This is a genomic window from Paracoccus fistulariae (genome assembly GCF_028553785.1).
Taxonomy (GTDB): domain Bacteria; phylum Pseudomonadota; class Alphaproteobacteria; order Rhodobacterales; family Rhodobacteraceae; genus Paracoccus; species Paracoccus fistulariae.
In genome coordinates, this window is sequence record NZ_CP067136.1 from 3,014,547 (window position 1) to 3,026,138 (window position 11,592).

At 62.7% G+C, this 11,592-nt stretch carries 12 protein-coding genes and 1 tRNA gene; 9 read left to right on the forward strand and 4 right to left on the reverse strand.

Features of this window, described 5'->3' with window-relative positions:
- The first annotated feature begins 80 nt into the window (after positions 1–80).
- A complete protein-coding gene (locus JHX87_RS14935) occupies positions 81–1,973 on the forward strand; it encodes an OmpA family protein (protein ID WP_271885435.1) in 1,893 nt (630 codons plus the stop codon).
- Between the two features lie 69 nt (positions 1,974–2,042).
- Here the strand turns inward: JHX87_RS14935 and JHX87_RS14940 are convergent, their stop codons facing one another.
- The 3 genes from JHX87_RS14940 to rlmB form a co-directional block, all read right to left on the reverse strand.
- A complete protein-coding gene (locus tag JHX87_RS14940) occupies positions 2,043–2,486 on the reverse strand; it encodes a CoA-binding protein (RefSeq protein ID WP_271885434.1) in 444 nt (147 codons plus the stop codon).
- A 221-nt stretch (positions 2,487–2,707) separates the two neighbouring features.
- Positions 2,708–3,115: a YHS domain-containing (seleno)protein gene (locus JHX87_RS14945; protein ID WP_271885433.1), complete on the reverse strand. Its 408-nt coding sequence runs from the start codon at positions 3,113–3,115 to the stop codon at positions 2,708–2,710.
- A gap of 86 nt (positions 3,116–3,201) precedes the next feature.
- Positions 3,202–4,005, reverse strand: coding sequence for a 23S rRNA (guanosine(2251)-2'-O)-methyltransferase RlmB (rlmB, locus tag JHX87_RS14950; protein WP_271885432.1), 804 nt, complete (start codon positions 4,003–4,005; stop codon positions 3,202–3,204).
- Between the two features lie 122 nt (positions 4,006–4,127).
- Between rlmB and JHX87_RS14955 the strand changes: the two genes are divergently transcribed.
- A tRNA-Tyr gene (locus JHX87_RS14955) sits at positions 4,128–4,211 on the forward strand.
- A 67-nt stretch (positions 4,212–4,278) separates the two neighbouring features.
- Here JHX87_RS14955 and iscR read toward each other — a convergent pair.
- A complete protein-coding gene (gene iscR, locus JHX87_RS14960) occupies positions 4,279–4,737 on the reverse strand; it encodes a Fe-S cluster assembly transcriptional regulator IscR (protein WP_271885431.1) in 459 nt (152 codons plus the stop codon).
- Positions 4,738–4,901: 164 nt separating this feature from the next.
- Here iscR and JHX87_RS14965 point away from each other — a divergent pair, with 164 nt between their 5' ends.
- The 7 genes from JHX87_RS14965 to JHX87_RS14995 all read left to right on the forward strand — a co-directional run bounded on the left by JHX87_RS14965 (position 4,902) and on the right by JHX87_RS14995 (position 11,570).
- The gene (locus JHX87_RS14965; RefSeq protein ID WP_271885430.1) at positions 4,902–5,564 is read left to right on the forward strand and encodes an alpha/beta hydrolase; all 663 of its coding nucleotides are present in this window, start codon (positions 4,902–4,904) and stop codon (positions 5,562–5,564) included.
- Positions 5,561–6,004, forward strand: a complete 444-nt coding sequence (locus tag JHX87_RS14970) for a hypothetical protein (protein ID WP_271885429.1) — start codon at positions 5,561–5,563, stop codon at positions 6,002–6,004. The genes JHX87_RS14965 and JHX87_RS14970 overlap by 4 nt, the downstream gene beginning before the upstream one ends.
- Positions 6,001–7,134 carry an HD domain-containing protein gene (locus JHX87_RS14975; RefSeq protein WP_271885428.1) on the forward strand — a complete coding sequence of 378 codons (1,134 nt, stop codon included), beginning with the start codon at positions 6,001–6,003 and terminating at the stop codon, positions 7,132–7,134. Before JHX87_RS14970 ends, JHX87_RS14975 begins: the two co-directional genes overlap by 4 nt.
- Before the next feature lie 150 nt (positions 7,135–7,284).
- Complete coding sequence (locus JHX87_RS14980; RefSeq protein WP_271885427.1) at positions 7,285–8,496, forward strand: NADP-dependent isocitrate dehydrogenase; 1,212 nt, start codon at positions 7,285–7,287, stop codon at positions 8,494–8,496.
- Positions 8,497–8,550: 54 nt separating this feature from the next.
- On the forward strand, positions 8,551–8,976 hold the full coding sequence (locus JHX87_RS14985; protein ID WP_271885426.1) for an EamA family transporter: 426 nt from the start codon (positions 8,551–8,553) through the stop codon (positions 8,974–8,976).
- Positions 8,977–9,046: 70 nt separating this feature from the next.
- Positions 9,047–9,715 carry a phosphoribosylformylglycinamidine synthase subunit PurQ gene (gene purQ, locus JHX87_RS14990; protein ID WP_271885425.1) on the forward strand — a complete coding sequence of 223 codons (669 nt, stop codon included), beginning with the start codon at positions 9,047–9,049 and terminating at the stop codon, positions 9,713–9,715.
- A 139-nt stretch (positions 9,716–9,854) separates the two neighbouring features.
- Positions 9,855–11,570 carry a sensor histidine kinase gene (locus tag JHX87_RS14995; RefSeq protein WP_271885649.1) on the forward strand — a complete coding sequence of 572 codons (1,716 nt, stop codon included), beginning with the start codon at positions 9,855–9,857 and terminating at the stop codon, positions 11,568–11,570.
- The last annotated feature ends 22 nt before the right edge of the window (positions 11,571–11,592 follow it).

An 11,592-nucleotide genomic window follows, 5' to 3' on the forward strand; every position in this document is an offset into this window, starting at 1 on the left:
CAGGTTTCGGGAACATGTGAACGCGGATGCGGTTATCACGTCAACTTGGATGTCGCAGCGACCTGGGAAGAGGGATTCAGATGCGCGGGATGATTAGCAATACGACCACGATGGCCATGTGTCTGACATTGATGGCGCCGCAATTTGCGCGATCGCAGCCCGCGATGCCGATGCGACAGGCGCCTGTGGCGATCGATGCGCCGCTGGTTCTGGCCCAGGCGGAGCAGGATGAGGTGAAGCGGCGCAGGCAGGAGCGCCGGGCCGAGCGGGCCGAGAGGCGGCAGGAGCGGGCAGAGCGGCGCAAGGCCCGGCAAGAGGGGCGCGAGGCCAATCAGGCGCGGCGCGGGGCCGAGGGTGGAGCGAAGCGCAAGCAAGAGGCAGAGCGCCCCCGTCAGCAGCGCGAAGATGGTGATCGCCAGAGGGCTGGGAAGCGCGGTGACCCGCAGCAGGCGGCGGACCGCACTCAGCGGCAGGAGCGGCGAGCGGCCGAAGAAGAGCGGCGCAAGGACAGGCAAGAACGCCAGCAGCGTCGTGAGGCGCGGCAGCAGGAAGAGCGCCAACAGCAAGAACGCCAGCGCGCCAGACGGGAAGGCCAGCGGCAAGAGGCCGCGTTGGCCACCGGGCAGCGGGCGCAGCAGCGCAATGACAGCATGCAGAATCTGAGCAAAGCTCTGCAGACCGAAATTGACCGCGGGTTGCGTAATGAAGATCTGCGCTGCCTGTCCGGGGGAAGCCCGCCCTGTGGCGGCAGGAATGCGCGGATGGTGACGCCGGAAGGCGCGGTCGTGCAGCGCAATGGCAAGGGTGAATTGCTGCTGGCGCCGCGTGATGCGCAATTGTATCGCGTCACCAATGACGGCCGCTTTGTCCGCCGCGCTGCCGAAGAAGACCGGCGTCAGACCGCGCTGTCGCGCGAGGCCGCGCAAGAGCGTCGCTTGGGCGAAAATGTGGCGGCCTTGCTGAACGGGCAGGGTCGATTGCGGGAAGAGCGGATCACGCGCCAGAACTCGCGGCGCTCGGATCAGGATTTCGCGACCGATCTTCGGGATGCGCTGAATGGCGACCGTGCGAAACGCCGCGACGACGATGATAACGATCTGATGAAGGCGCTGCTGCTGGGTGCGGGTGCGCTGGCCGTGGGGGCGATGCTGAACAACAACCGCCAGGTCGCGCTGAGTTCGCCGGATCGTGTTGTCCTCAGCCGACCCGATGGCAGCCAGGAGATCGTGAAGGACGAAACCGCGCTGCTGCGGCAGCCGGGATCCACCGTGACGACCGAGGAATTCGACGATGGCTCCAGCCGGACCATCGTGACCCGCGCCGATGGCAGCAAGGTGGTGACGATCCGTGATGCCGATCTTCGGGTGCTGCGCCGCTCGGTCATTTCACCGGATGGCAAAAGCGTGCGGCTGATCGACGACACGCAAGAGGTCGCGCCGGTCGATCTGGCGACCTTGCCTGAACCCGCGCCGGTCTATCAGGGCAGCAGCGTCACGGATGAGGCCGCCCTGCGCGAGGCGCTGTATCAGGAAGCGGGGGCGGATCGGCGTTTCAGCCTTGGCCAGATCCGCAACGTCCCCGAGGTGCGCGCCCTTGCCGCGCCGGTGAATATCGACGCGATCACCTTTGACACGGGCTCGGCAGCGATCAGCGCCGATCAGGCGCGGCAATTGGCGGGGCTTGGTGAGGTGATTGGCGATGCGGTCGCCGAAAATCCGCAAGAGATGTTTCTGATCGAGGGCCATACCGACACCGTGGGGTCAGAGGCCACCAATCTGGCCCTGTCGGATCGCCGTGCGGAATCCGTGGCGCTGGCGCTGTCGGAATATTTCGCCGTGCCGCCCGAGAATCTGGTCGTGCAGGGCTATGGCGAACAATATCTCAGCATCCGCAGCGAAGGCGATATTCGCGAAAATCGTCGTGCCTCGGTCCGGCGGATCACCAATCTTCTGCAAACCGCGCAGGAGGAATAGGGGCGGCCGGACATGGCAAGGCCCCGGTCATTCATGCCGGGGCCTTCTATCCTCACGCAGGAAGACCGCTCAGGCCACGCGTGCAAATTCGATTTTCGGGCAGCGATCCTGCACCACGGTCATGCCGCGATCGCGGGCCTTTTCGGCGGCCTTGTCGTCGCGCACGCCAAGCTGGCACCAGATGGTCTTCAGGCCCGGCAGGTTCTGCAATGCCTCATCCACGATGGTTCCGACAGCGTCAGAGCGGCGGAAGATATCCACCATATCGACAGGGATCGAGTCGGGGATATCGGCAAGGCGCGCATAGGTGGTCTCGCCCAGAATGACCTTGCCTGTATGGCCCGGATTGACCGGGATCACCCGCATGCCCAGGGCCAGCAGATATCGCGCCACACCCCAGCTTGGCCGGGTCTCATTGGGCGAAAGCCCGACCATCGCCACAACCCTGGTCGTGGACATGATTCGGGCCATATCCTCATCTTCTGCAGCATAATCATCCAGCTGGATATTCATCGCGAGCTCCCTCTCGTTCAGAACACGGCTATAACCTTACACATAAAAGGCGCCCGGTCCATATGGATGGCCGGGCGCAAGTCGCGGAACGAGGGACAGTGATCTGAACATGACCGTTCCGGGGCCATGTTCTGACACCTAAATGGGTATCCTCTGTGCAAAGTTCCAGAGTTTTCCCGATTTCGTGATTCGTTTTTTAAGAAATTCCCGTTTTCTTCCGCCTAGCGTGCTTGCCATGTCGAACGAGCCAGCGACAGGATCGGTTCCGGGTTCTGGACGAATTCCCTCAATGCCGCCCGAGAGCGCAGCAGATAGATCCGGCGGTCGCGAATGGCGAAATAGCTGGGATTTCCGATTTCGAACCGCCCTTTCGACAATTGCACCGGGCAATAGCCGTCGAAGACCGGGATATAGCTGCGGGGATTGGCCTCGAACCGGGCGCGGTTCTCTTCGCTGACGAAATGCCAGACCTTGCCGCGCCACATCGTGCTGATATCGCTGCGACCGGGCAGGGCGCGGTTCTGCGTGATATAGCCGACGGGGTCGAACCCCTCTAACGCCCAGTCCTGCGCGCCTGCGGGCAGGGCGAGCGATAGCGTCAGAAGGATCGGGGCAAGCAGGGTTTTCATGGCGGAACCGGATGGAGATAACCCATAACTGGCAGGCCCTCGCTCGATTCTCAATGTGACAGGGCAGGACGTCGCATGGATGTGATTTAGCCGTGTCCTGCGGCGTAGAGCGCCACCGCCGCCGCGTTCGAGACGTTCAGCGATCCGAAATCCGCCGCAAAGGGAATGCGCGCGACGTAATCGCAGGTCTTCATGGTCAGATCGCGCATGCCCGGCCCCTCGGCCCCCATGACCAGACAGATCGCCCGGCCCGGCAGGTCGTCCAGAAGCTGCGGCAGCGTGTCTTGCCCGGTGCCGTCAAGTCCGATCAGGATGAAGCCCATGCCCTTCAGCTGGGTCAGCGCCTCGGCCAGGTTGGGGACGCGCAGATAGGGCTGGCGTTCCAGCGCGCCCGATGCCGTCTTGGCCAGCGCCCCGGTTTCGGGGGCGGAATGACGGGCAGGCGCGATCACCGCCCGGGCGCCGAACACCTCGGCCGAACGCAGGATGGCGCCGATATTATGCGGATCCGTCACCCGATCCAGCGCCACCAGCAGCGGGCGTTGTTCGCCCGGGGCCTCGCGCAGCGCCACCTCGCTGAGGCTGCCCCATTTCAGCGGCTTCACCTCCAGCGCGGCGCCCTGATGGACGCTGTCGGGCGCCAGCGGCACGGATTTGCCGAAAACGCGCGGATCGGTGATCTCGGGCGTCATGCCATGCAGGTCGCCCAGACGGTCCACGGCGTTCTGCGTCACCACCAGCCGCAGCTTTTCCCGCGCCGGATTGGCCAGCGCATCGCGCACGGCATGCAGGCCGAACAGCCAGACCGTCTCGGCCCCGGCCGCGCGGCGGGCGCGTTCCTTGTCGATCACCCAGCTGGGTTTCTTGGCTTTCCCGGATTTTTCGGCCATTCCATCGTCCTTTTGTCAGGCTTCTTCATCGCCTGTTAGATAGCTTTCGTGCAAGACCCCGAAATCTGCTTGACGCCCCCGGACAGGGCCGCTAATCACCCCACCACGCCGAGGCGTTCGGCGGGCGACGTGCTGCAAGGTGCGGCAGCGGACTGTAACTCCGCCGGGGAGACCCATGCCTGGTTCGATTCCAGGGTCGCCCACCACTTCCTTCCCGAAATTCCGGATGATGCTTCCCAAACCCGTGGTGGTGTTGTTGGGCGCTGACGCCCGTTATTCATCCACGACATTCAGGATCTGCGGCAGGGCGGGGCAGGGCAGAAGCTGGTTCTTGGCGACATCGGCCAGCGTGTGATTATGCAGGAAAACATAGACATGCGCCGACAGGCTTTCCCACAGCCGGTTGGACAGCGTCTGCGCCCGCGATCCCGACACCCCGCCCGAGGCGCCCGCGCCGATATGCATGGCGCTGACGGTTTCGTCCACGGCTTCCAGGATCTCGGCCACGCGGATGGTCTCGGGCGCGCGGCCCAGGCGATAGCCGCCCCCGGGGCCCCGGACCGAGGCGACCAGCTCGGCGCGGCGCAGGCGCACGAAAAGCTGTTCCAGATAGGGCAGCGAGATATCCTGACGCTCGGATATCTCGGCCAGCGATGTCAGGCGGTCCTTGCCCGCGGTCGCAAGATCGACCAAGGCGATAATCGCGTAGCGTCCTTTGGTGGACAGTTTCATGGTCACACTCCCCTATATCACCGGCATCCATTGACGGCTTGCGCTGACACGCGCTATTCCGCCAGGGTCCGTTTCTTGCGCAATCGCCGCAGGCATACCAGATAATTGATCTAGAAGTCGCGCCCAGAAGCGTCAAGAAACCACAAAATCCCTGAAGGAAGACGATGCCCGAGCTGATTTTCCCTGGCCCTGAAGGCCGCCTTGAAGGCCGCTATCATCCGCAACCGGGCAAGCCCGACGCCCCGATTGCCATCGTGCTGCACCCGCATCCGCAATATGGCGGGACGATGAACAACCGCGTCGTGTATAACCTGCATTACGCCTTCCACAATATGGGCTTCACGGTGATGCGGTTCAATTTCCGTGGCGTGGGGCGCAGCCAGGGTGAGTTCGATCAGGGCATCGGCGAATTGTCCGATGCCGCCTCGGCGCTGGATTACCTGCAGGCGATGAACCCCAACAGCAAGCATTGCTGGGTCGCGGGTTTCAGCTTTGGCGCCTGGATCGGAATGCAGCTGCTGATGCGTCGGCCCGAGATCACCGGCTTTATCAGCGTCGCGCCGCCCGCGAACATGTATGATTTCAGTTTCCTTGCGCCCTGTCCGTCCTCGGGGCTGATCGTGAATGGCACCGCCGATCGCGTGGCGCCGCCCAAGGATACCCATGCCCTTGTCGGCAAGCTGCGCGAGCAGAAGGGCATCTCGATCACGCATGAGGAAATCGTCGAGGCCGATCACTTCTTCCGCGATGATGAGGCGCATATGAAGCCCATGATCGATCTGGTTCAAAGCTATGTCCGCCGCCGCCTGACCGAGTCCAGCCGGTGACACGACAGATGGGCGCGGCCTGGCTGGTGACAGCCGTTGGCCTTGCCCTGGCGCTGACCTGTCTTGCGGCGGCGCTGTTGCAGCAGATCGAAGACTGCGCGGGGCAGCTGGTTGCCTCGCAGCGGGCCTTTGATCCGTCCAGCCGCAATCTGTGGGATTACTTGCGGCCGCTGGATTTCCTGATATTTCTGGCTTGCCTGCTGCCCTCGGCCCTTTGGGCCGTGCTGCTGCGCGGGCGCAGGCAGATGGTGCAGCTTGCAGGCACGCTTGTTCTGGCGCTGATGATTGCATGGCACCTGTATCGCAGCTATTCCGGGCTGTGTTCGGTCAGCGATCTGTTCGGCAGTGCGGAACTGGGCATCTATGTCTTTTTCGCCCTTCTGATGACGATGCTGATCCGGCGCGGGGCTGAACTTGTTGCGGAAAGGGCAGGAGAATGAGCGATCTGGATCAATCCTTCGCCTTCCTGTGCGAGGCGGATCGACTGAAATCGGTGCAGCGTGCCAGCGTGCTGATGGATCTGTCGCGCCCCGAAAACAGTGCCGAGCACAGTTGGCATGTCGCGCTTTACGGCATGGTGTTCGGCATCTCTGACCGTGCCATCCGCATGCTGCTGCTGCATGATCTGGTCGAGATCGACACCGGCGATCACCCCATCCATTTGCAACATGACACCCCCGCGATCGAGGCGGCCGAGGCCGCCGCCGCGCGGCGCCTGTTCGGCATGCTGGCGCAGGGCGCGGGGCATGCCGATCTCTGGTCCGAATTCGAGCAGGCTGCGACGCCTGACGCGCGGATGGCCAAGCGTATGGATCATGTGCAGCCGATCATGCAGGTGCTTTGCGCCCCCGATCCCTTGCCTGACCATTTGCAGATCGTGCGCGACAATATGGCCAGCGGCCGCGCCGCCCGGCTGCGTCAGGAATGGCCGCAGATCATGCAGGCCGCCGATGCGCTGCTGGTGGGGCAACCCGTGACCGGAGAGCTTGGCCAGCGGCTGAGGTTTCTGGCCGAGGCCGACCGTCTGAAATCCGTCTATCGCGCCAGTCGCCTCTGCGATTCCTCGCGTCGGGAAAACAGCGCCGAACATAGTTGGCATCTGGCGCTTTATGCGCTGATCATGGCGGCGCATGCCGATCCGCGGGTAGATATCAGCCGGGTGATCCGGATGCTGATCCTGCATGATCTGGTCGAAATCGATACCGGGGATGTGCCGCTGCATTCCGCCAATGGTCAGGCCCATCACAGCGCCGATCAGATGGCCGCCGAAAGCGCCGCCGCCACGCGGATCTTTGGTCTGCTGCCGGATGCGCAGGCGGTAGAGTTTCGGGCGCTGTGGGAAGAGTTCGAAGCCGCGGCCACCCCCGACGCGCTCTTTGCCAAATCGCTGGACCGGGCGCAGCCGGTGATGCAGAACCTGGCAGCGGATGGCGGCACCTGGGCGGAATTCAACGTCACCTATCCGCAGTTGCAGCAGCGCGTCGGCCGCCAGATCGCGCGCGGCGCGCCTGATCTGTGGCGCTGGCTGGATCAACGGGCGCAGCGATGGTTCACGCAAAACGCCCATTGATCCCCGCCGACGGTCCGACGTACCGCGCCCAACCGGCGCGCGACAAGGCGTATCTTTCGGCATACCATAGCATACAACCTTTTCATCCGCGGCAATTCCGGCTATAGCCACCCCCAATCACATTCCAACAGCGATCAACGGGAGCCACCCATGTCTAAGATCAAGGTCGAAAACCCCGTCGTCGAGCTCGACGGCGATGAGATGACCCGGATTATCTGGGATTTCATCAAGCAGAAGCTGATCCTGCCCTATCTGGATATCGACCTGAAATATTACGATCTGGGCATTGAAGAGCGTGACCGCACCGATGACCAGATCACCGTGGACGCGGCCGAGGCGATCAAGAAATACGGCGTCGGCGTCAAATGCGCGACCATCACCCCAGATGAAGCCCGCGTCGAGGAATTCGGCCTCAAGAAGATGTGGCGCAGCCCCAATGGCACGATCCGCAACATTCTGGGCGGCGTGATCTTCCGCGAACCGATCATCTGCAAGAACGTGCCGCGTCTGGTGCCGGGCTGGACCCAGCCGATCATCGTGGGCCGTCATGCATTTGGCGATCAGTACCGCGCCACCGATTTCCGCTTCCCGGGCAAGGGCAAGCTGACCATCAAATTCGTCGGCGACGATGGCGAGACCATTGAACATGAAGTGTTCCAGTCGCCCGGCTCTGGCGTCGCCATGGCGATGTATAACCTGGACGATTCGATCCGCGATTTCGCCCGCGCCTCGATGAATTACGGTCTGGCACGCGGCGTGCCGGTCTATCTGTCCACCAAGAACACCATCCTGAAAGCCTATGACGGTCGCTTCAAGGATCTGTTCCAGGAGGTCTTCGATCAGGAATTCGCCGAAAAGTTCAAGAAGGCTGGCCTGACCTATGAGCACCGCCTGATCGACGACATGGTCGCCAGCGCGATGAAATGGTCGGGCGGTTATGTCTGGGCCTGCAAGAACTATGACGGCGATGTGCAGTCGGACACCGTCGCGCAGGGCTTTGGCAGCCTTGGCCTGATGACCAGCGTGCTGATGACGCCCGATGGCAAGATCGTCGAATCCGAGGCCGCCCACGGCACCGTGACCCGCCACTATCGTGAGCATCAAAAGGGCAATGCGACCTCGACCAACTCGATCGCGTCGATCTTTGCCTGGACCGGCGGTCTGAAGCACCGCGCCAAGCTGGACAATAACGAACAGCTGATGAACTTTGCCACGACGCTGGAAAAGGTCACCGTGCAGGCGGTCGAGGATGGCTTCATGACCAAGGATCTGGCGCTGCTGGTCGGACCCGATCAGCAATGGCTGACCACCATGGGCTATCTGGAAAAGGTCGATGAATATCTGAACAAGGCGCTGGCATAAGGGCCGCGCCAAGGGCCGGGGGCAACCCCGGCCTTTTCTTTTGCAGGTGAGGTCATGGTCGAGAACTGGGTTTTCTGGGCAATCCTGTCAGCGGTCTTTGCCGCATTGACGGCGATTTTCGGCAAGGTCGGCGTCGCCGGAGTCGGGGCCGATTTCGCGACCTTCATCCGAACCGTGGTCATTCTGGCCGCGCTGGCGCTGATCCTGACCGCGCGGCGCGAATGGCAGGGAATCGAGGGGATCTCGGGCAAAAGCTGGTTGTTCCTGATCCTGTCAGGGCTTGCGACCGGCTTCAGCTGGGTCTGCTATTACCGCGCGCTGAAACTGGGCGATGCTGCGCGCGTCGCGCCTGTCGACAAGCTCAGCGTCGTTCTGGTCGCGCTTTTCGGCGTGTTTTTTCTGGGTGAGAAGCTGAGCCTGACCAACTGGACGGGCGTGCTGCTGATCGGGGCCGGCGCGATTTTGGTCGCCTGGCGATAGGAATTGCGGCTTAACACCCGCGCCCGGCTGCGCTATGGAGCAGCCAACCCCATCAGTCCGAGGCCTTGCCATGAAAGCTGCTGTCGTCACGTTTCCCGGATCGAATTGCGACCGCGATCTTGCCATCGCGCTTCAGCAGGCGGGCGCGCAGGTCACCCGTGTCTGGCACAAGGACAGCGATCTGCCGGCCGGTACGGATCTGGTCGCGGTGCCCGGCGGCTTTTCCTTTGGCGATTACCTGCGTTGTGGCGCCATTGCCGCGCAGTCGCCGATTGCCACCGCGCTGCGGCAGCATGCGCAGAAGGGCGGCTATGTCCTGGGCATCTGCAACGGCTTTCAGGTGCTGACGGAACTGGGCCTGCTGCCTGGCGCGCTGATGCGCAACAGCGGGCTGACATTTCTGTGCCGTCAGGCGCAGTTGCAGGTCGAAACCGCCGACAGCGCCTTTACCGCCGGATATGAGAAGGGGCAGAAGATCACGATCCCGGTTGCCCATCACGACGGCAATTACCAGATCACGGATGAAGGGCTGGCCCAGCTGAAATCCGGGGATCGCATCGCCTTTACCTACGCGCCCGGTGTGAATGGCTCGGTCGAGGATATCGCGGGCGTTCTGTCCGAAAATCGCCGGGTGCTGGGGATGATGCCGCATCCCGAACGCAATGCCGATCCGGCACTTGGCGGGACCGACGGGATGCCGTTATTCCGCTCATTGGTGGACAACCTCGTCCAAGCCTGACTTGTTCCATAGGCTTTCTGGGCTTAAATTGCGTCAGTTGCGCAACAGTCCGGACTAACTCGTGATCGAAAACACAAAGGCCAGAACAGCAGGCGGAGGAGGAGAGGGCGGCGCCTCGCTGTCTTACAATCCGTGGTGGCTGCGATTTGCCTTTCTGGCGATTTTCGTGACCGCGCTGGTGTCGGTCTGGACCACGAATGCCTGGCTGACGGCGCGGTTTTCCGAAAACACGCGCGTCCGGTCCGAACTGCGTCTGGCGTTATATACCGGGAACCTGTTGTCGGAATTGCAGCGTACGGCGGTTGTGCCCCTGCTGCTGGCACGCGATCCGGCGCTGATCGGCGCGCTGAACGGCAATGACTTTTCCACCACCTCGGCGCGGCTGATGGCGGCGCAGAAGGAAATCGGCGCGTCATCGATCAAACTGCTGGATGCATCGGGCCGCACGGTCGGGTCCACAGATCGCTATCAGATTGGCACGAATAACGTTCTTGCCCCTTATTTCGTTGATGCATTGCGCTCTAGCGACACGGTGTTCAATGTCACCAACAGCGGCGGCGGGGCCTATGAATTCGCCTATTCCCGCGCTGTCGTCGCGGATGGCCGCACGTTGGGCGTGATCGTCGTCAGCGCGGATCTGAACCGGCTCGAACGCTCTTGGGCCAGCATCTCGGACGCGGTGGCCGTGACCGACAGCGAAGGGACGATCATCCTTGCGACCGAACCGCGCTGGCGCGGCCGCACCCTGCCCGAGGCGCTTGAGGTCCGCTCGGCCCCTTCGGCGATTCAGCGGGCCTTTCAGGTCACCGCCGACTGGGCCTCTTCGCCCGCCGATGCCTACGTGAAGGGCCGCGCGGTGATGCAAAGCGAGTCGCGAATCCCCTTTCGCGGCTGGCGGATGATCAGCTTCACCACCTATGCCTCGATTCGAGAGCGGGTGAACGGCGTCTTGGCGCTTGAGATCATGGGCTTTGCCATGCTGCTGGCGGGCACTTTTTATGTCCTGTCGCGCCGCGCCCGGCGTCAATCCGCCGTCTATATGCGGGAATCCGCTGATCTTCGGGCGCTGAACATGCGTCTGACCCGCGAAATCGCGGAGCGGGAGCGGGTGCAGAAAGAGCTGCGCGTGGCCGAGCAAACGGTGCAGCAATCGTCGAAACTCGCCGCTTTGGGCGAGATGTCGGCCGGCGTAAGTCACGAATTGAATCAACCACTTGCGGCGATGAAGACATATCTGGCGGGGGCTCGGCTCTTGCTGCAGCGCGGGCGCAGCGAAGAGGCGCTGTCCAGTTTTCAGCGGATCGACGATCTGATCGAGCGGATGGGCTCGATCACGCGGCAGCTGAAATCCTACGCCCGCAAGGGCGGCGAGGCGGTCGAACCGGTGGATTTACGCCTGGCCGTCAGCTCGGCCCTGACCATGATGGAGCCGCAATTGCGCAGCGGTTCGATCAGCGTTGTGCGCAACCTGCCGCGTCAGAAAATCACAGTGCTTGCTGACCGAATCCGGCTTGAGCAGGTCGTGATCAACCTGCTGCGCAACGCCGTTGATGCGGTCAAGGACCGCAAGGACGCGCGGATCGAGATCGCGGTGGACAGCGGCACTCACGCTTACTTGTCTGTTCGCGACAACGGTCCCGGCGTATCGGACCTGGAAAAATTGTTTGAACCGTTTTGGACAACCAAGAAGCCAGGTGAGGGAACGGGTCTGGGGCTTGCCATTTCATCGACAATCGTCGCTGACTTCGGGGGCCGACTGACCGCACATAACGAAACCGACGGCGGCGCCGTCTTCCGGGTCGAGCTACCGCTGCACACGCCCGGCCAGCCGCCTCAGGCACTTGCCGCAGAATAGAATATTTCGAGAGAGGAACCAT